This window comes from Aeromonas sp. TW 6 (assembly GCF_013168745.1).
GTDB classification, from domain to species: domain Bacteria; phylum Pseudomonadota; class Gammaproteobacteria; order Enterobacterales; family Aeromonadaceae; genus Aeromonas; species Aeromonas caviae.
This window is the reverse complement of the sequence record NZ_JABERS010000066.1, coordinates 1-20,763: the sequence shown is the minus strand read 5'-3', so window position 1 is coordinate 20,763 and position 20,763 is coordinate 1. Positions and strand designations below refer to the sequence as shown.

14 protein-coding genes are annotated in these 20,763 nt (G+C 62.5%); 4 read left to right on the top strand and 10 right to left on the bottom strand.

Going from position 1 to position 20,763, the window contains the following annotated elements; genetic code table 11:
* Positions 1-301 precede the first annotated feature (301 nt).
* Complete coding sequence (locus HKD46_RS19910; protein WP_171865869.1) at positions 302-733, top strand: MerR family transcriptional regulator; 432 nt, start codon at positions 302-304, stop codon at positions 731-733.
* Between the two features lie 54 nt (positions 734-787).
* A complete protein-coding gene (locus HKD46_RS19905) occupies positions 788-1,393 on the top strand; it encodes an NAD(P)H-dependent oxidoreductase (protein WP_171865868.1) in 606 nt (201 codons plus the stop codon).
* A 71-nt stretch (positions 1,394-1,464) separates the two neighbouring features.
* Here the strand turns inward: HKD46_RS19905 and putP are convergent, their stop codons facing one another.
* The 8 genes from putP to HKD46_RS19865 form a co-directional block, all read right to left on the bottom strand.
* Positions 1,465-2,973 (bottom strand): sodium/proline symporter PutP, encoded by a 1,509-nt coding sequence (gene putP / locus HKD46_RS19900; RefSeq protein WP_171865867.1) that lies wholly within the window; start codon positions 2,971-2,973, stop codon positions 1,465-1,467.
* 274 nt (positions 2,974-3,247) lie between these two features.
* Complete coding sequence (locus HKD46_RS19895) at positions 3,248-4,174, bottom strand: L,D-transpeptidase family protein (RefSeq protein ID WP_010675523.1); 927 nt, start codon at positions 4,172-4,174, stop codon at positions 3,248-3,250.
* Between the two features lie 185 nt (positions 4,175-4,359).
* Entirely contained in the window at positions 4,360-5,601 is a 1,242-nt protein-coding gene (locus HKD46_RS19890; protein WP_171865866.1) for a mechanosensitive ion channel family protein, read from the bottom strand.
* 131 nt (positions 5,602-5,732) lie between these two features.
* Positions 5,733-6,932 carry an acetate kinase gene (locus tag HKD46_RS19885; protein WP_010675525.1) on the bottom strand — a complete coding sequence of 400 codons (1,200 nt, stop codon included), beginning with the start codon at positions 6,930-6,932 and terminating at the stop codon, positions 5,733-5,735.
* Between the two features lie 218 nt (positions 6,933-7,150).
* Entirely contained in the window at positions 7,151-7,621 is a 471-nt protein-coding gene (locus tag HKD46_RS19880; protein WP_010675526.1) for a YhcH/YjgK/YiaL family protein, read from the bottom strand.
* A gap of 309 nt (positions 7,622-7,930) precedes the next feature.
* Positions 7,931-9,037: a 1-acyl-sn-glycerol-3-phosphate acyltransferase gene (locus HKD46_RS19875; RefSeq protein WP_010675527.1), complete on the bottom strand. Its 1,107-nt coding sequence runs from the start codon at positions 9,035-9,037 to the stop codon at positions 7,931-7,933.
* A 174-nt stretch (positions 9,038-9,211) separates the two neighbouring features.
* Positions 9,212-9,766: a GNAT family N-acetyltransferase gene (locus tag HKD46_RS19870; protein WP_041212415.1), complete on the bottom strand. Its 555-nt coding sequence runs from the start codon at positions 9,764-9,766 to the stop codon at positions 9,212-9,214.
* A gap of 37 nt (positions 9,767-9,803) precedes the next feature.
* The gene (locus tag HKD46_RS19865; RefSeq protein WP_171865865.1) at positions 9,804-10,358 is read right to left on the bottom strand and encodes a GNAT family N-acetyltransferase; all 555 of its coding nucleotides are present in this window, start codon (positions 10,356-10,358) and stop codon (positions 9,804-9,806) included.
* Positions 10,359-10,708: 350 nt separating this feature from the next.
* Here HKD46_RS19865 and HKD46_RS19860 point away from each other — a divergent pair, with 350 nt between their 5' ends.
* Positions 10,709-12,481 carry a M4 family metallopeptidase gene (locus HKD46_RS19860; RefSeq protein WP_049636653.1) on the top strand — a complete coding sequence of 591 codons (1,773 nt, stop codon included), beginning with the start codon at positions 10,709-10,711 and terminating at the stop codon, positions 12,479-12,481.
* 57 nt (positions 12,482-12,538) lie between these two features.
* Here HKD46_RS19860 and HKD46_RS19855 read toward each other — a convergent pair whose 3' ends face one another.
* Complete coding sequence (locus HKD46_RS19855; protein WP_029314793.1) at positions 12,539-13,438, bottom strand: LysR family transcriptional regulator; 900 nt, start codon at positions 13,436-13,438, stop codon at positions 12,539-12,541.
* Between the two features lie 202 nt (positions 13,439-13,640).
* Here HKD46_RS19855 and mdtH point away from each other — a divergent pair, with 202 nt between their 5' ends.
* Positions 13,641-14,834, top strand: a complete 1,194-nt coding sequence (gene mdtH / locus HKD46_RS19850) for a multidrug efflux MFS transporter MdtH (RefSeq protein ID WP_171865864.1) — start codon at positions 13,641-13,643, stop codon at positions 14,832-14,834.
* A gap of 168 nt (positions 14,835-15,002) precedes the next feature.
* On the opposite strand, the gene HKD46_RS19845 is transcribed toward mdtH, so the two are convergent.
* Positions 15,003-20,756 (bottom strand): type I secretion C-terminal target domain-containing protein, encoded by a 5,754-nt coding sequence (locus tag HKD46_RS19845; RefSeq protein ID WP_409240933.1) that lies wholly within the window; start codon positions 20,754-20,756, stop codon positions 15,003-15,005.
* Between the last annotated feature and the right edge of the window lie 7 nt (positions 20,757-20,763).

Below are 20,763 nucleotides of genomic sequence, written 5' to 3'. Positions count from 1 at the left end.
AAATGGCGAAGAAACGGTCTAAATAGGCTGATTCAAGGCATTTACGGGAGAAAAGATCGGCTCAAACTGAAAAAATGAAATGACTGAGTCAGCCGAGAAGAATTTCCCCGCTTATTCGCACCTTCCCTAGGACACCCATTATTTCGATAGCAGACTTGTTTGGCAAAGTAGATGTTCCCTGTCATCCCGGAATGATTAGACCACTACACTGTCAATCCAAATAGCCCCTCCCTCGTGGGGATGCATTCCCACCTGCCACTGGCCTATAGTGGGTACCTTCACCCCCTTTGCGAGCAGCACCATGTATATCGGCGAATTTGCCCGGCTGGCGGGCACCACCCCAAAGGCGGTCCGTCTCTACGAGCAGCTCGGGCTGCTGCCCAAGCCCAGGCGGCGCGGCAAGTATCGCGTCTACCGGGCCGAGGATCTGGAGTGGGTCGGCTTTATCCGCGAGGCCCAGCGGCTTGGCTGCAAGCTCGGGGAGCTGGTTCCCCTGCTCGCGGGCGTCACCAGCCTCGATCACTTCCCCTGGCAGAAGGTGGAGCAGCTTATCGCGGACAAGCTGGCGCAGATCGAGGCGGAGGTCGCCCGGCTGCAACGCCAGCATCAGGGCTTGAGCCAGTGCGCCACGCTGCTGGCGCAGCACCCCTGCCGCTATGGCGCCCCGGCGCGGCAATCCCCCGACGGGCGGGATCATCCCGCCGCCGCGGATCGGGGGCAAAAGGTGGCTTGACTCTGTCCCATGGGACAAGGGGTGTAATGGGGGCTCACTTCAAGGAGCCATACCATGACCCCCAACCTGCTTGTTCTCAACGGCAACCCCAAACCCGACAGCCTCTGCCACGCCCTCGCCCGGGAGTATGCCCGCAGCGCCGAGCAAAGGGGCGCGCGCGTCACCCTGCATCACGTGGGGGAGCTCGCCTTCGCGCCGGATCTTCACCATGGCTATGACGAGGTGCAGCCCCTCGAGTCCGATCTGCAGGCGGTGCAGCAGAGCCTGACGCAAGCCCACCATCTGGTGATCGTCGCCCCCGTCTGGTGGGGCCACCTGCCAGCCCGGCTCAAGGGGCTGCTGGATCGCACCCTGCTGCCGGGTTTCGCCTTTCGCTACCAGCCGGGGAAGGCCCACCCGGAGCAATTGCTCGCCGGCAAGACGGCGCGCCTGCTGCTCACCATGGACAGCCCCCCCTGGTATTACCGCTGGTGGCAGGGTGCCCCCCTGGAGCGCACCCTGGACAAGCCGGTGCTGGGGCTGTGCGGCATCCGGCTGACCCACCGCCAGCATCTGGGGCCCGTCCACACCTCGGATGAGGGGGCCCGCCAGCGCTGGCTCAGCCAGGCCGGAGCCGCCGCCCGCCAGGATGTGCGGCGGCTGGGCAGGCGTCCCGCCTAATCCCTGCCATGGGCATGTTTTGCCCATTAAAAAGCCCCGCAGTTGCGGGGCTTTTGTCGTCGAGGCGGGGGTTATTTTGCCGCGATGGCGTCTGCCATGGGGCTCTGGAACTCCTGCTCGGCTTCTGCGAAGCGATCCTGCATGGCCTTGGAGGGAGCCTTGTCCAGCAGGCTGAACAGCACGATGGCCAGGGTGGCAAACAGGAAGCCCGGGATGATTTCGTACAGACCCAGCCAGCCGAACTGCTTCCAGATGATGACGGTCAGGGCACCGACCAGCATGCCCGCCAGGGCGCCGTTGCGGGTCATGCGGGACCAGAGCACGGAGAGCAGCACCACGGGGCCGAAGGCGGCACCGAAACCGGCCCAGGCGTAGCTCACCAGCCCCAGCACCCGGTTTTCCGGGTTGGTGGCGACGGCGATGGCCACCAGGGCGATCAGCAGCACCATGGCGCGGCCGACCCACACCAGCTCTTTCTGGGAGGCGTTCTTGCGCAGGAAGGGCTTGTAGAGATCCTCGGTGATGGCGCTGGAGCAGACCAGCAGCTGGCAACTGAGGGTACTCATCACCGCCGCCAGGATGGCGGAGAGCAGCACGCCGGCAATCCAGGGGTTGAACAGGATCTTGGAGAGCTCGATGAAGACGCGCTCCGGGTTGGTGGTCACGCCGCCCGCCTGCTCGGTGAAGGTGGAGAAGTAGGCCAGGCCGAAGAAACCGATGGCCACGGCGCCGCCCAGGCAGAGCACCATCCAGGTCATGCTGATGCGACGGGCGCTGGCCATGGAGTGGTGGGAGTCCGCCGCCATGAAGCGCGCCAGGATGTGGGGCTGACCGAAGTAGCCCAGGCCCCAGGCCATCAGGGAGATGATGGCGATGAAGTCCAGGTTCTTGAACATGTCGAGGTTGCTGGCGTTCTGCGCCGCCACCTGCACCATGGCGGTGTCGATGCCGCCCACGGCGATGATGACGAACACCGGGGTCAGGATGAGGGCGAAGATCATCAGGGTCGCCTGCACGGTGTCGGTCCAGCTTACCGCGAGGAAGCCGCCGAAGAAGGTGTAGGTGATGGTGGCCGCGGCACCGATCCAGAGGGCGGTGTCATAGCTCATGCCGAAGGTGCTCTCGAACAGGCGGGCACCGGCCACCACGCCGGAGGCGCAGTAGATGGTGAAGAACAGCAGGATCACCAGGGCGGAGAGGATGCGCAGCACCCGGCTCTTGTCTTCGAAGCGGTAGGTGAAGTAGTCCGGCAGGGTCAGAGCGTTGCGGTTCTTCTCGGTGTGAACCCGCAGCCGACCGGCCACCCAGCGCCAGTTGAAGTAGGCGCCGATGATGAGGCCGATGGCGATCCAGCTCTCGGAGATGCCGCCGATGAAGACGGCGCCGGGCAGGCCCATCAGGAGCCAGCCACTCATGTCGGAGGCGCCGGCGGAGAGGGCGGTCACCCAGCTCCCCATCCGGCGGCCGCCGAGAATGTAGTCGTCAAAGTTACGGGTGGCGCGATAGGCGATGAAGCCGATCAATACCATCCCGAGGATGTACACCAGAAAGGTGATGAGCATGGGGGTGCTAGCTGTCATTCAAAACTCCGTTATGTGACGTCTGCGCCCGTTCTTGCGACGGACTCTTCCTTAAAAAAACCGGCCTAGAGTAATCAGCAGATCGCCGGACCACAACCACTTTTAACAAATAAAAAACACATGTAAAACGTTTAACACCTAACCAAGCAACCACTCAATTGCAATAAGGCCGGATTTTATCCCGATCTGCCAAGGGTTTACCCTGATGATCCCCTCCCCCGCGCCATAAAAAAGCCCCGACAGTGGCCGGGGCTCGGAATACCGACGGGCGGGATCAGCGGTTGATGGCGATGGGCATGCCGCTGCGCTGCTCCAGGGCCTGCTTGACCAGCTGGGAGTCGCTGTCCGCGTGGGCGATGAAGCGGGTCACGGCGGTGGACATGGGCAGCGGGGCCGGCAGGCTGGAGTTGAACTCCTCCTGGTTGCGGGAGAGGGGCTGGTGCACTTCCAGGTAGCGGCGGCCATCCGGCTCGACAGAGGCCTTGATGGGCTGGTTCACGAACTGGACGCGGGTACCGACCGGGACCTGCTTGAACAGGTACTCGATGTCGTCGTTGCGCAGACGCACGCAGCCATGGCTCACCCGCAGGCCGATGCCGAACTGGGCGTTGGTGCCGTGGATGGCGTACATCTTGCCGATGTAGAGCGCGAACAGCCCCATGGGGTTGTCCGGACCGGCCGGCCAGACCGCAGGCAGGGTCTCGCCACGGGCGGCGTACTCGGCGTGCATCTTCGCGGTCGGGGTCCAGGTCGGGCCCGCCTTCTTGCGCTGCACGCTGGTCACCCAGTCTTCCGGGGTGTCGGTGCCGAGCTGGCCGATGCCAATCGGCAGCACTTCCACCACCTTCTTGCCTTTGGGGTAGTAGTAGAGGCGCATCTCGGCGACGTTCAGCACGATGCCTTCACGGGGGGCATCCGGCAGGATCAGCTGGTGCGGCACGACCAGCTTCTCGCCCGCCTGCAGCAACAGGGGGTCTGCCTTGGGGTTGGCTTCCAGCATGTTGGTCAAGCCGAGCTGGAATCTGGCCGCTGCCGCTTCCAGGGGTTGGCCCGCCTCTTCCGGGGACACCACGTAGTCCAGGTTCTCCCCCACCAGGCGGCTGTTGGCTGCGGGCAGGGCATATTCGATGGCGAGGGCGGGCATGGCGGCCAGGATCAGGGAGCAGCACAGTGCGGCCGCCGTGTTGTGGAGGAGCTTCATAACTTTCCTGTGATAAAGGGGGTGGTTCAGCACTCTGGCCAGCGCGGAGGCGACGGGCGCGCCCGGGGCGAAGAGAAGGCCGCCATTTTTCTCCTCTGCCATGCAAATTTCAACCGCCACGTGCTGACGGGTCGGTGATTAAATACGGTGCCGCGCTGCGCCGCGGCACCTTGCCATAAGCGGGATCAGCCGTTTTTCCAACTGTGCATGTCATAACCGGTTGGCGACTGATGCAAACGCAGATGGAATTGCTCAATTATCGCAAATATGTGGTCGAAAATATCAGCCTGTATCCCTTCATACTCGGCCCAGGCGGTGGTCGCCGTGAAGCAGTAGATCTCCAGCGGCAGGCCGTCCGTGGTCGGTGCCAACTGGCGCACCATCAGGGTCATGTCCTTGCGAATGCCCGCATGGGCCCGCAGGTAGGCGTCCAGATAGGCGCGCAGGGTGCCGAGGTTGGTGAGGTGGCGACCATTGATGGGGCAGCTGATGGCATCGCTGAGCTGCTGGTTGTAGCTGCTGAGCTCCTGCTCCTTGCGGCTGAGGTAGGGTGCCAGCAACCTGGCCTGCTTGAGCTGCAACTGCTCCTGCGAGGTGAGGAAGCGCACGCTGGTCATGTCGATGTTGACGCTGCGCTTGATGCGGCGCCCGCCGGATTCGGTCATCCCCTGCCAGTTCTTGAAGGAGTCGGAGATGAGGGCATAGGTGGGGATGGTGGTGATGGTCTTGTCCCAGTTCGACACCTTGACCGTGGTGAGGCCGATGTCGGTCACCTCGCCGTCCGCCCCGTACTTGTCCATCTGCAGCCAGTCACCGACGCTCAGCATGCGGTTGGCGGAGAGCTGGATACCCGCCACCAGGCCGAGGATGGGGTCCTTGAACACCAGCATCAGGACCGCGGTCATGGCCCCCAGGCCGCTGAACAGGAAGAGGGGCGACTTGCCGAGCAGCAGGGCGATCATCAGGATGCCCACCAGGATGCTGGCCACCAGTTTCACCCCCTGGAAGATGCCGCGCAGGGGCAGATCCCGCCCAAGCCGGGTATGGCGGCTCAGGGAGAGCAGGCAGTCGAGCAGGGCGAACAGGGCCAGCAGCAGGAACAGCAGGATCCAGAGCTGGGCCAGCAACTCGATAAGCGCCAGGCTCTCGGACGCTTTGGGCAGCCAGATCTCCGCCTGACCGAGCAGCACGGCGCCCTGGAACACGAAGGCGAGCCGGTAGAAGAGGCGTTGCTGCAACTGGGGCGGCAGCCACATCTGCTTGGTCTTGCCAAGCAGCCCCCCCAGGCGCACCAGCAGGATGCGGTGCAGCACCAGGTGCAGCACCATGGCGGTCAGCACGATGAACCCCAGGGCGATCACCAGGGCCATCATGGGGGTCACATCGACCCCCAGGCCTGACAACCAGTTGAAAAACATCTCTTTCATCGTTACCTCCGCAATATCACACAGCGGTCAGGGTACGCATCTGGTCCCCCATGTCAAATGACAGGCCGATCACTATTGCCGAAACGACAACGCCCGGCAGGAGCCGGGCGTTGTCATCACCAGAGGGTGCCTTAGCCGACCAGGCTCAGGGCATCACGGGCGATCACCAGCTCTTCGTTGGTGGGCATCACCAGTGCCAGACGGCTGCCTTCGACGGTGATGGGGCCTTCACCGCCCAGCACGGCGGCGTTGTTGGCCTCCTTGTCGATCTTGAAGCCGAGCAGGGCCAGTCTGGCCAGCACCATCTCGCGCACCATGGCGGCGTTCTCGCCGATGCCGCCGGTGAACACCAGGGCGTCCAGGCGACCATCCATGGCGGCAGCATAGGCACCGACGTACTTGGCAACGCGATAGGTGAAGACATCCAGCGCGCGCTTGGCACCGGCGTCGGTGGCGTAGTTGCCGGTGACGTAGCGGCAGTCGCTGCTCTCCTCGGTCATGCCCAGCAGGCCGGATTCGCGGGTCAGCACCTGGTTGATCTTGTCCACGCTGTAACCCAGGTTGTCGTGCATGAAGAAGACGATGGCAGGGTCGATGTCACCGGAGCGAGTGCCCATCGCCAGCCCTTCCAGCGGGGTCAGCCCCATGGAGGTGTCGACGGACTCGCCGTTCTTGATGGCGCAGACGGAGGCACCGTTGCCCAGGTGGCAGTTGATGATGTTGAGCTCATGGAGCGGTTTGCCCAGCGCCTTGGCGGTCTCTTCGGCGATGAAGCGGTGGGAGGTGCCGTGGGCGCCGTAACGACGGATGCCGTTCTCGCGATAGAGCTTGTAGGGCAGCGCGTAGAGGTAGGCTTCCTCTGGCAGGGTCTGGTGGAAGGCGGTGTCGAACACGGCCACGTTCTTGTCGGCCAGGGCCGGGAACACCTTGAGGGCGGCACGGATGCCGATGAGGTGCGCCGGGTTGTGCAGGGGGGCGAACGGAATAGCGGCTTCGATGCCGGCAATCACGCCGTCATCGATGCGAACGGAACGGGAGAACTGCTCGCCGCCGTGCACGATGCGATGGCCGATGGCGACCAGCTGATCGGCCAGGGCGGGATCCTGGGGCAGGATGTGGCCCACGATGTGGTCGAGGGCTTCCTGGTGCGCAGCACCGGCGCCCAGCATGGCGTCGCCCTTGACCCCGTGGAGTTTCCATTTGATACGTGCGTCATCCAGATTGAAGCATTCGGCCAGGCCGGACAGCATGTCCTCGCCCGTTTCAGCGTCCATTACGGCAAATTTCAGGGAAGAGCTACCGCAGTTAAGGATCAATACCAACTTGCTCATGTTCTACATCTTCCTGTGCTTCGGCTTTACGCCGACAGTGTCGTGTCATCCAGCGATGGATGGGATTCCCCTGCCGGGGGCTTATGGTCGCAGGAGGGTGCGTCCAATTTTTCAAATCGTTGGGCGCAGACCGTTCGTCTGGCGCGCGCGTCGAATCAGCGATTCGCAACGGGCCTTTGTTGGCCCAATCACTCGGGACTTCAGGCCCCGGTTGCCACTCAGGCGCCGGTCAGCAGCGACTGGTGAACCTTGACGACCAGCTTCTTGACCGGACCTGGGGTCGTCAGGGTACAGAGGGGGCGATGCAGTTCTCCCGGCCAGAAGATGGCGAAGTCGCCGGGCTGCAACGCCAGATAACTGGTCTGCTCATCATCGACGAACCAGAGATCGGGGTGAGGATGGTCGGCACCGTCCCGGCTGTAGGCGTGAGGGCCCACGCCGATCCACTCCTCGCCGCGCAGCAGCAGCTGGATGTCCAGATACTGCTCATGAAACTCGCCCCGGCGATCCGCCACCGGCTCTGTCAGATCCTCGCTCACCAGGCAGAACAGCGTGAGGCCGTCGACCTCCTGCTTGCCGAGGGGGGCGTGCAGCCAGCGTTCGACGCTTTGCACCACCTCGGCCACGATACGGTTCAGGGGGGCGGGCAAGGGGGTGCGTTGCAAGGTATCCAGACTGCCGGTGATCATGAGGTTCGCATCCTTAGGTATATCTGTGGTCTATCTTTGTGCACCAATGAAAAAGGACCATTGAAGGTCCTTTTATCGTCTCGTCTGCCATCCGTGCAGACGGGGGCGCTGTCGCTTCCAAGCCGATGGCGCCGAGTCACTGTTGCATACTCGTCCGCCCCTGCCAAGAGATACTCGCCCATTCACCCGATGATCGTACCAGTTGAAACAATATTATTCACTACCCAATCTCCCCCGACTTTGACCAGACGCAAAAACGGGAGCATCTGCTCCCGTTTTTTTCCATCACCCGCTCAAAAGCGGTGCCATTCAAACCTTGCCGGCGTTTTCCACCGGCTTGGCGTACATGGCGCGCCAGATGGCCTTGTGCTCTTGTGGCACCTCGGACTGGCGAGTCAGGAAGGCGCTCTGCTCTATGGTGCTGGCCTTGCCGGGCACATCCGCCGCGAGGTAGTTGCCCGGGAAGAGGCGATAGCTGCTCCAGATCGCCTTGTCGATGAGCGCCGCCAGCTCGTCCGGATCGCTGAAGCCCTCGGTGATGGGGGCGCCGAAGGAGACGTGTACCCGCCCCTTCTGGCCGACGATGCCCGCGACGATACTCTCGATGTCCTCGAACTCGCCCTTCTCGTAGCTGCCGTTGACCGACTTCTCGTAGAGCTCGCGCGCCTTGGCCTTGTCGGTGGGATCCAGCTCGTAGCTGATGCTCACCGGCACGATGTTGAGGCTGCGCATGTAGTCGACGAACTCGATCTTCTGCTTCTTGCCGTCCACGTAGAACATCTTGAGGATGGCCGGATCCGTCTTGTCATCCCCGTCCTTGGCGCGCCCCTCCTTCTGGGCGATCCAGATGGAGTGCCCCTCATGCACCGACTGGCCGATGTAGGCCGACAGCTCGCCGAGGGCCTTCATCATCTCCCGCGGCCCCTTGGCGGAGCGCTTGACGATGAAGCTCTTGTTGAGCTTCATCAGCTCGGTGGCGCAGGGCTTGCGCAGCAGGTTGTCGCCGATGGCGATGCGCACGGTATCGAACCCGTGGGTGTGCAGCCCCCAGTTGACGAACGCCGGATCCATGGCGATGTCCCTGTGGTTGGAGACGAACAGGTAGCCCTGCTCCTTCTTGAGGTGTTCGAGCCCGGAGAAGCTCACTCCCTGGGTGGAGGTGGCGATCATCCGGGTCATGTAGCGGGTCACCCCCATCTGTACCTGATGGATGGTGCTGACCTTGGCCCACTTGTGGCGCAGGAACTGGCGGATCAGCGGGCGAATGGCCCAACCCAGCCAGCTCATCAGGGAACCGAAGCGGTATTTGGCGATGGCGCCGATAAACTCGTCATCCTGGATCAGCCGCTCGATGGCAGCCGGTACTTCTTCATCGCGATAGGGGCGAATGTCCGCGAATCTATCTACTTCTGTCACAATGTCTGCCTTGCATGTATGGAGTCGCGGCCTGCGTCTGCCGGCCGGGAAAATTCAGGGCGCAATTTTACACGCTTTTATCCCCAGGGGTATGAGAGGCGTACAGATAGTGCGATCTTGCAGTGAAAAAGCGATGGCGGTCACCCGCCAGCCCCCCTTTCGACAACGGCTCTGCTAGCCAGCGGGATTGATGAGCGCGGTGAGGACGTGGTCCTCCCAGCGGCCGTTGATCATCAGATAGTCCCGAGCGTATCCCTCCTGCTCGAACCCCAGCCGTTCGAGGAGCGCGCCGCTTCGCAGGTTCGCGGGCATGTAGCTGGCCATGATGCGATGCAGGCCCCGCTCCCGGAACAGGTGATCGATGCCAGCGGCCACCACCTCCTGCATCAGGCCCTGCCCCTCGTGCTCCTTGTCGATGGCATAGCCCAGGTGGCACGCCTTGAACATGCCCATCACAATGTTCGTGAAATTGCAGGTGGCGAGCACCCGCTCCCCCCTGGGATCGAGCGCCACCAGTTGCACGGCACTGCCCTCGAAATAGTGGCCGTAACCGTCGCGCAAGCGGGTCTGCCAGTGAGCCAGGGTGTAGAAGCTCTCCTCCCGCCTGGGCTCCCAGGGGGACAGGTGGGCGCGATTGCGCAGATAGAAATCCACCATCAGGCAGGCCCGCTCCGGGGTCAGCACGGTCAGCCGGGTACGGGGGGTGGCAATGTGGGGCAGCGTCGTCATCTCACCCTCAGGAGGTTGGAAGCGGACAGGAAGGTCATCAGAGATCCCTCAGCCTCAGCCACTCGTCCCGCAGCAGGCCGTAGTGCACATGATCCACCACCCTGTCCGCCAGCCGCTCCGCCCGCCGGGTGATCCCCTCCTGGGTCATTCCCAGCCGCTCGCACACGGCCCGGCTCGCCTCGTTCTCGAGGGCGGCGCTGATCTCTACCTTCTCCATCCCCATCTCCTCGAAGGCGTGATGGATCAAGGCCTGGCAGGCCCGGGTGATGATGCCGTGCCCCTGCCAGCGCTCCGCCAGCCAGTAGCCGATGGTCACCTTGCCGAGATCCTGATCGATCTGGTTGTAACCGATGACGCCGACCACCTCCCCCTGATACTCGATGGCCGTGGTCAGCCCCTCCCCCCGGGCAAACTTCTCGATGGCGTGGCGAATGAAGGCGGCGCTGTCGGCGGGCTGCTGGATGTGGGGCACCCAGGGCAGCCACTGGGAGAGGTAATCGCGGTTGCGCTGACAGAGGCGAAACAGCTCGCTGGCCATGTCGGGTTGCAGGAACAGGAGCGCCAGCTCGTCATCCAGTTGCCATGAAAACATCGCCACTCCTCCCCGGTTCCACTCCGGCCATCTGCCGTCATGGGAGCCAATGTAGTCAATCAATCCCTTGTTTGCCAAGGACTTTTCAACCGGCTTCCCCGCTGGCAACCCCCATATGGCGATCCCCATGCGGGCACCTTGCCCCCAGGCCATCAATCACCCCTCGCAGCGGTTCAACATGCTGCCATTACCAGTATTTGTGGATGATTGGCGCTGTAAAAGTGAATCGTGCTACCTGTTTTCGCTGCCCTGTGACAAATGACAGGCCGTTATTTTCCCCCTTCCCACTAGTGTAAGAGCGCCGGGCAACGGACCCGGCGTGTAATCTTCATCGACTAAGGAAAGACGAGATGAACAAAGTCTATTTGGCCGTCATGCTGGCCTGCTGGGGAAGCGCCGCCATGGCGGCAGAACAGGTGGAAGTGAACCAGGTCTCCGACCTGGCCGGTGCGGTGAGTGGCGCCGCCAAGATTGGCGCCCTTGGCGCCGGGGATGGCGAGTTTCGCAAGGTGCGGGCGGTGACGCTGCCCAATGGCCAGCAGCGGATACGCTATGAGCAGACCTGGCAGGGGATTCCGGTGTGGGGCCAGGTTCTGGTGGCCGATCAGGCGCTGGGGGGCCAGGTCAATCAGGTGTCCGGCACCATGCTGCGCAAGATCGATGCCGACCTGACGGGCCCGGCCGTTGCCCTCTCCGCCAGCGACGCCGCACGCCAGGCTCGCAGCGGTGCCAAGGGGAGCAACGAACAGGTCAAGCTGTTCGTGATGCAGGATGAGACCGGCCAGGCCAGACTGGTCTATCTGGTCTCCTGGCTCGCCGCCAGCAAGGAACCGAGCCGCCCCTTCGTGATGATCGACGCCCAGACCGGCAGCGAGCTCAAACGCTGGGAGGGGATCAACCACAAGGACGCTACCGGCCCGGGGGGCAACGTCAAGACCGGCAAGTATTTCTACGGCGCCGACTTTGGCCCCCTGCAGGTGGATGACAACTGCCGCATGACGGGGACCAACGTGGACACCCTCAACATGAATCACGGCACCACGGGGGGCACCATCCACCAGTTCACCTGCCCGGAGAACACGGTCAAGGAGATCAACGGTGCCTATTCCCCTCTCAACGATGCCCACTACTTCGGCAACGTGGTGTTCGACATGTACCGCAACTGGTACAACACGGCGCCGCTGAGCTTCAAGCTCAAGATGCGGGTGCACTACAGCCGCAACTACGAGAACGCCTTCTGGGACGGCAGCCAGATGACCTTCGGCGACGGGGCCACCACCTTCTATCCGCTGGTGAGCCTGGATGTGGCGGCCCACGAGGTGAGCCATGGCTTCACCGAGCAGAACTCAGGACTGGTCTACTCCGGTCAGTCTGGCGGCATCAACGAGGCCTTCTCCGACATGGCGGGGGAAGCGGCCGAATACTACATGAAGGGCAGCAACGACTGGCTGGTGGGGGCCCAGATCTTCAAGGGCAACGGCTCCTTGCGCTACTTCGAGGACCCGGCCCGGGACGGCAAGTCCATCGGCCACGCCAGCGATTACTATGACGGCATCGACGTGCACCACAGCTCCGGGGTCTACAACCGCGCCTTCTACCTGCTGGCCAACACCAGCGGCTGGCAAACCCGCAAGGCGTTCGAGGTGTTCGTGCTGGCCAACCGCCTCTACTGGGGCCCCAACACCACCTTCGATCAGGGGGCGTGCGGGGTAACCAGGGCTGCCACGGATCTCGGCTACAGCGTGAGCGACGTGGCAGCCGCCTTCACCGCCGTCGGGGTCAATGCCACCTGCGGCGGCACCACGCCCCAACCGGGCAGCGTGCTGCAAAACGGGGTACCGGTGAGCAATCTCACCGCCGCCAAGGGGGGCAAGCTGAACTTCACCGTCGAGGTGCCCGCCGGCAGAAGCCAGCTGGTGGTGACCAGCAGCGGCGGCAGCGGGGATGCGGATCTCTACGTGAAGTTCGGCAGCGCACCGACCGCCAGCAGCTATGACTGCCGCCCCTACAAGAGCGGCAATGCCGAAACCTGTACCCTGAACGCCCCCAAGGCGGGGACCTGGCACGTGCAGCTGAGCGGGTTCAGCGCCTTCTCCGGCGTCACCCTCAAGGCCAGCTACTGAGTCTGAGCGGGCATCAAGGGGAATAAGCGAAGAGCGCCGGCCTGGTCCGGCGCTTTTTTATGTCCGCTTGCCCGACCAGCGCCGGGCCAGGGTACGGGCCGCCTCCAGCACCCGTTCCTTGGCGGGATTGGGGCGCTTGCCGCTGCGCCAGGCCATCATCACGTCCCAGTGATCCGGTGGCAGATCCACCACGTCCAGCTTCACCAGGCGACCGAACTCCAGATCCCGAGTGATGGCGAGCGCCGGCATCAGGGTGATGAAGCCGTGCTCCAGCGCCAGCTCCCGTGCCGCACTCGCTGGCTGGATGGCGTGCAGCGGGCTCGCCACCTGGCGCAGCAGACGCAACTGCAGGATCAGCTCGTCGCAGCCCGTCCCCCACTGCTGGGGCGCCAGCCGCTCGTTGGCAATGTCCTGCAGGGTCAGCCCCTGCCGCCCGGCCAGCGGGTGGGTGGCGCAGGCCACGGCGATGATCGGGGAACGGTAAAGCAGTTCGAGCTGGATGCCCGCGATGGCAGGGCACTTGAGAATGAAGCCCACGTCGGTCTCGCCGGTCAGCAACTCCTGCATGATGATGCCAGAGTGATCCGTGTTGCAGCGGATCTCGAAGGTCTCGTCCACCAGGGCCAGCAGCAGGGGGCCGAACACCGCCGTGGTCAGAGAGGGGAGGCAGGAAAGCCGGATCCGCGGCAATGCAGGCGCCCCCTGCATCGCCAGCCGCCCCCCTTCCAGTGCGCTCAGGGCCGCAGTCGCGGCAGGCAGAAACTGCTCGCAGGCCGGGGTCGGGGTGGCCCCCCGACGATGGCGACGGAACAGGGACTGGCCCAGCTCCTGCTCCAGCACGGCAATGCGCTGGCTCACCATGGGTTGTGACCAGCCGCGAATGGCGGCCACCTTGCTGAAGCTGCCACGGTTGGCCACATCCAGCAGCAGTTGCAAATCGTCGAGGGTCATAGCCATAACCAAATCCAATATGAAATATAGCCAGTTGTCGGCTACCACTATATCTGGAGCCCCACCAGAATAGCAGCATCAATCGTCATGAACCGGCTGAACGCCACCGAGCCAGGGAGTTGTCATCCCCCTTGGCTCTGTTTGGTGACGGCGCCGTTCGGGCAAGAAAGACAACAATATCAGCGAAGCAAACAGAGGTATCAGGGTCATGGTGGATCGGGCGAGGCGGTTGGGGCGGTGGTTCTTGGCATTGGATTCCCTGCTGGTGATCCTGGGCTTTTTCGTGGTGATGCCCATGATCAGCCTGCGCTTCGTCGACCAACTGGGCTGGGCCGCCGGTGTGGTCGGACTGGCACTGGGGCTGCGTCAGCTTACCCAGCAAGGGCTGGGGGTCTTTGGCGGCTCCCTCGCCGACAAGTTCGGGGCGCGCCCCCTCATCGTCTGCGGCATGCTGCTGCGGGCGCTGGGGTTTGCCAGCCTGGCCTATGCCCAGAGCGGATTGGAGCTGATCCTCTCCTGCATCATCTCGGGGCTGGGTGGCTGCCTGTTCGATCCCCCCCGCGCCGCCCTGGTGATCAAGTTCACCCGGCCACGGGAGCGGGGTCGCTACATCTCCCTGCTGATGATGCTGGAGAGCGCCGGCGCCGTGGTGGGAGCCCTGCTCGGCAGCTGGCTGCTCAACTTCGATTTTGAATATGTCTGCCTGCTGGGTGCCGGCCTGTTCGTCTGCGCCGCCCTGTGCAACCTGCTGATCCTGCCCCCCTACAAGCTTTCGGTGCGCCCGACGCCGATCCGGGACGGCCTCGGCCAGGTGCTGGCGGACAAGGCCTTCTGCCGACTGGTGCTGATCTTAAGCGGCTACTACGCGCTCTGGGTGCAGGTCATGCTGATCTTCCCCATTCTGGTCAAACAGATGGCGGGCAGCACCACGGCGGTGGGCTGGATGTATACCCTGGAGACGGCCATCTCCCTGGCCCTGCTCTACCCCCTTGCCCGGTTCGGCGAGCGCCACTTCAAGCTGGAGAACCGCCTGATGGCGGGGGTGCTGCTGATGACCACGGGGATCGGGCTGGTGGCCTTTACCACCACCTTGCCCGCCGTCTTCCTGCTGCTCGCCTGCTTCTATCTCGGCATCGTCATCGCCGAGCCGGCGCGGGAAACCCTGATGACCAAGCTGGCACAACCGGGGGCGCGGGGCAGCTACATGGGCTTCAGCCGACTGGGGCTGGCGCTCGGGGGCATGACGGGTTACGTGGGGGGCGGTGCCCTGCACGACTACGCCATGGCCCAGGGGCAACCCTGGTTGCCCTGGCTGGTGCTCGGCACCGTCGGTGTCACCACCTTGCTGCTGCTGGCCAACTGCTTCCAGCGCGGCTCCCGCCTGGCAGGGGTCAACGCCTGATCCTCTGGCAATCATCCCGTCTACCCCGGGCGCCCTTCTCTTGAAGGGCGCCCTTTTTTATCTTCTCCTTGCATTGCCCTCCCCCTCGTCTGCGTCCATCCACCCAAAAATCCCCCATAAAAAAAAGCGGCAGATTGCTCTGCCGCTTTTGCCCAGCCCGCTTGGCTGTTACTTGTTGATATCCAACATGTTGTTTTGCAACATGAAGTCGATCACCTGGTTGGCAGTCGTCCCTGAACCGCCCGTCAGAGTGTCGAAGGTGTGGTTCATCAGCACTATCTCCTGGGTCACCGGCGCGGCACTGCTCTCCTTGACTTGCAGATGCACCCCTTCGCTGTCCTGGAACACCGAGAGCAGGCTCTTCAGGGAGCTCTCGCTCTTGCTGCCATCGCTGTCGAGCAAGTCGCTCAGATCCAGCTTGTCCCCTTCCGACTTGCTGAAATCGACGATGTAGTCCTTGGCCACCTTGCCAGCCTCGGTATCCCCCTTCAGCCAGGTGAAGGTATCAGCACCTGCATCCCCCATGAGGATGTCGTTGCCGGCCCCCCCGATCAGGATGTCGTTGCCCAGCCCGCCGCTCAATATGTCGTTGCCGGTACCGCCATAGAGGGTGTCGTTGCCACTGCCGCCATAGAGGCGATCGTTGCCGCTTTCCCCATAGAGGGTGTCGTTGCCGCTACCACCGAACAGGGTGTCGTTGCCGGCACCGCCGTACAGGAAGTCATCACCCCCCTGACCGAACAGGATGTCATTGCCATCACCACCGAGGAGGGTGTCACCCTTGTCATTGGCCGACGACTGATCGAACTCGCTGGCGTGATCCGTGATGTAGGCGTGCACCTGGGCATCGGTCACCGACCCTGCCCCCAGCTTGCCGCTCACATACTGCTTGATGGCCGCATACCCTTCCCCGCTGATGCCGGTGAAGCGTACTGCGTCGCCAAACAGGATATCGTCGCCCGCACCGCCATCGATCCGGTCACTGCCCGGCTTGTTGTTGACGGAGCTACCCAAGATGGTGTTGGCCAAGTCGCTAGCATTGACGCCGGTCATGATGACACCGTCAGAGTCGTAGGACTTGAGATCGTTATAGGAAATGTTATTACCCAATCCGATCGCCTCGACGGTCACCCCTTTTGCGGTCAACAGCTGGTAACCCAACAAGGCGTCGGCCCGAACCTCATCGGTGCTGTTTCGCCCATCCCCGCCCAGCAGCTGGATCTGGTTCTGGCCGTTGCTGCCCTTGACGATAACTCCCACCGTGGTCCCCGACCAACCACCCCATACTTGAGTCCACTTGATCACTTCCCCTTTACTGTTGACCACTTCGAGACCGCTATAGGCCACGGTATTGCCGAGCACATAATTGTTGAGGTTCAAAGAAGTAGCGTTGAGATAGTCGTCATTGGCAAAAGCCCTGTCGATGATCTTCACATCACGGAGCCTAGTGGTGGTGCCGAGATCATAGAAGGTCGGCTCGCCATCGGTGATGAAGTAGGCCAGGTTCTTCGCATCCACATTGCTTGTCGCCGTGCTTGCGGCAAACCAGTCCGCCGCCTTGCTGAATGCGGCCTCATAGTTGGTGCCACCGTCGGCGGACATCCCCTTGAGGGCATCAAGCAAGGTCTTTAATGCCCCGCTATCGGTCAGATTGACGCTGACACTGCCATGGGTCGTGGTATCGAAATCCACAAGGAAGATATTGACGGTACCCGCATTGTCAGTGCCCGCACTGGTCTTGAGGCTGGTAAAGACCTTCTCCAGTTGTGTGCGGATCGTCTCTATCGCGTCGTCACCGATACTACCGGAACTATCAACGATGAAGGCAATGTTGTAGTTCTGACCCGGCAGCACAACGCTGCCATCCAGATCCCCCACAACGATATTGTGCTCACTGCCATAGGTCTGGTCCTGGTTGCCCGGCTCCCCTTCGGTGGCATTGAAGTAGCTCAGACGGATACTGTCTTCGTCGCTGGCGGTGTTTGACGACTCCGAATACAACTCGCGTGTGATCGCCTCCACCTTGAGATCCACCCGACCGGCGCTGCTGCCCGGCACTCGCAGCGTCAGTCCGCTCAACTTCACATCCAGCGCGATCTCACTCCACAGACCGCTGTTGGCGGTGAGGGTAAGCTTGCCATCAACCCCGACGGTTCCCAGCAATTGGCTACCGCTGTAGAGTGCAGCACCCTTCGGCATCCCGCTCAGTACCAGGCTGTCGAGCACTTCGCTGCCATCCCGATCGCTCAGGGAGGCGCTCACCTCCAGCGGGTAGTCGACCACCACCGGCTGCACCAGGGTCAGCACGCCCGTATCCTGATTGATCTGGTAGACACCGTCGGCGAACTGGACATACTCCACGTCGTGCAGCGCCTTGGTGATACCGACCCCCTTCTCCGTGACCGAGAAGTTGAACCAGCGATCATTGATCGAGTATCCGCTGCCCTTTGTGATGGCGTAGTCGGCACGGTTGCCGGACAGTACAGCGATATCTTTATCACCAGCACCGCCATAGAGAGTATCGCCACCCAACCCAGCGACCAGAATGTCATTTCCAACGCCGCCGTCGAGGGTATCGCCCGACACTGAGTTGCCACCGACCAGCACGTCATTGCCGTTGCCACCGACGAAGTGGTCGCCGCCCCCCTTCTGGCTCACGATGTAGTCGTTGCCATCACCGCCCACCACGGAGTCCTTACTAGAAGTGCTATCGGTCAGGGTCTTGGTGATCCCCAGGGCCCCCTTGTCGAAGTTGCCGGACTGGAACTGGCCCGTGGTGATCCCCGCGCTCGGGAAGCTCAGGTTGTAAAGGGGAATACCGTTGCCCACCAGACTCAGGTTGACGGTCGGCTTGTCGGCCACCGCCGCCACGTCGATCACCAGCTTGCTGCCGTTGCTGAGGTTGGCACCGTCGCTTATCTGATAGCCGATGCTGGCATAGTCGCCCTTCATGTTGCCGACCACAGCGCCGTTGCCGTTGGCGGCATGGGTGCTCGATTCGTTCAGACCTGGCACGAAGCGCAGATGGCCTGCGTTCACCTCGGCATAGGAGATGAGGGATCCGGTTTGCACCGCAACCCACTGCCCAGCCGCATTGAGGTATTCGAGGGTACCGTTCAGCGGCAGGGTGTTGATCTGCACCCCGAGATCAGTCGCGTCCTGATCATCGCTGGCACCGAACTGGGCCCAGGTCAGGACCTGGGGCTGATCTTCGGCACCGGTGCTGTGGCCGCCAGCCGCCGTCGGCGCCCGATCGTTGTCCACTATGGTACCGGTCCCGCTCTGACCACCGATGGTCACCGAGAGGGTCTCGTTCGTCTCGACCAGGCGATCGTTTACCGTCGGGATGGTCACCGTGAAGTCTGTCACGCCCGCCGGTACCGTGATCTTGCCGGTGGTGCTGTTGTAGGTCACGCCGTTGCTGAACTGGGCATTGCCCCAGTCCTGGTAGGATGCGGGGTTGTTGCCCGATCCGCGAATGGCGAAATCGTATTCGGTCGCTTCCTGGGTCGCATCGGACAAGGTGACCTTGTGCAACAGGTTGCCCCCTTCAGTCACGCTCTCGCTGAAGACACCCTGAACCAGCGGCGTGAAGAGAGGCTTGGTGGCGAAGGAACCAATGCTGGCGTCACCGTCACCATCCACCACCCGGATCTGGAAGTCGATGTCACCATCACCCAGGGGTTTGGACATGCGCTGGTACTGGAAGAACTCCCACTTGCCAGTGGCTGGGGTGAACTCCAACCTGAACACCAAAGTGCCGTCACTGGCTTCGCCATACAGGGTATTGGGTAGACCTGCTTTGCTGGAAATTGAGATCTCTTTACCAGTAGCTGTCATCAAACCCACTTCATTGGATCCCAAAAGCGCTATATGCCCCTTGCCATCAGCACCCCATTGCGGTGCAACCGTACCCGAACCATAGGCAATTGCCTGCGGCGTATCAGCCCCCAGAAACTCGATAGACTTGACGGTAAAGTCGCTGTTGTCTTTGGTATTGATGTTGCCGTTATTGGTCGCCTTGATCACCATGGTATCGAAGCCACCCTGCTGCACCTGGAAGTTCTGGTTGAACTCTCCGCCCGCTGCATCCGATCTGAATGAAAGTGTGGAAATCAATACGTTGTCTCGGTAGAACTCCACGACCCCGCTCTCCAGCTCGCCGCCAAACATCTTGCTGAACTTGATGTTGGCACCGTAGGCAACCTTGCCCGCATCCAGCCTGACGATCAGCTGCTCGGAGGCAGACGATCCGTCGGCAAAGTGACGGAAGTCAATCTCGTTGGCAAGGTTGTGATAAGGCGCAGCACCGCTGGCCACCCCCAGCCCCGAGCTGGAGCCGTTGACCTCCGCCGTTACCAGTGAGGAATCGGTTGCCGACTTGAAGCCCAGGGCGCTGATGGTAAAGCCCGCCATGTTCAGTGTGCTCTGGTTGCCACTGTACTTGGTCAGGTCGAAGAGCCCGGTCAGCACATTCGGAATATCGGTCTTCACCACGGAAACGGCATCGCTGTTGCCAGCAATGGGGGAGTCGTCCTCGACGCTGACATCCAGCTTGCCCTTGGTGACACCGCTGCCATCGGAGACTTCCACGTCCAGCTGGAACGACAACTTGTCTTCCGAGGTCGTATCCCCGTGGTCGAGGGGGCCCTTTAGGGTCACGTCATAGGTCCACTCTCCCTTGCCGCTGGCATTGGGTGCCGTCAGCTTGACTTCGACCACCGCCTTGTAATCGGCGCCGCCAATCGCCCCCGTGTAGCCGACCAGCGTCTTGCTGCCCGCATCCCAGCTCCACTGGACCTTGGCCCCACCGGACGTCAGCCCGGCCGGTCCGTTCAGGGAGATGCTGAGCGTGCTGCTGTCGATGTCGCCCACCGAGAGGGTACCGGACGCCTTGATGGCGTTGGTGGTATCCGGGTTGCCGACCGTGTCGGCAATACCGTTTGCCAGCCCCTCTTCGGAGACGACAGCCCCATTGGAGATGGTCAGCGTCGGCAGATCATTGACCGCATCCACCTTGATGGTCACGGTTGCGGGACTCGCATCCACGGCGCCGTCGTTGTCTACCGCCGCATAGTTGAAGGTGATGTTGCCGTTCCAGTTCGCATTCGGAGTGAAGGTGAGCTTGCCGGCGTCCGCCACCGCAATGCTCTGATCCACCGTCACAGCCACCCCGTTCAGATAGAGGATGCCGTTGGCAGGCAGGCTCTTGATGGTGAAACTCACCACGTTGCCATCGATGTCGCTGCCACTGAGGGTCGGAATGGCGATGCTGGCGGCATCTTCCTGACCGTTTGCCTGCTTGTTCGCAGTCTCCGGCGCTTCATTCAGGATCTGCGCGTTGTCGCTGCCCGGCAGGGAGACGTTGCCCGCCTTGTCGGTCTGGGTCGCCGTCACCGTCAACGACTTGCCGTTGGCCGGGGTCGTTTCCGTCCAGCTGATGGTGCCATTCTGATAGCCGTAGCTCTTGCCATTGCTTGCCAGCAGGGTGCCATCGGCCTTGAGCGTCAACTGGACAGTGCTGTTCACCCCACCATTGTTGATGGTCAGCGTCACCTTGCCACCCGCAACCAGGTCTGCGTGATTGATCCCGGCGCGTACCTGGATCTGATCATTGCCAATCTCGGCCTTGGTCAGCATCTGGTCGTTGTTGGCATCATCCACGATAACCACGGTCGGTGCCGCAGTGGCGGTGGTGTCGCCCATGGTGGCGCTGTCGCTGCCCGGCAGCGAGACGTTGCCCGCCGCGTCCACGATGGTGGCGGTCACGGTCAGCGTCACGCCGTCCGCCGGACGGTCAAACTCGTAACCCACCTTGCCCGCCGTGATGTCGGCATCGGTCAACAGGCGGTCGGCCTGGCCGCTCACCTTGAGGGTGTCCCCGGCCTTGGCATCGCCCGGCAGGCTCACTTCCACGTCCACCTTGCCG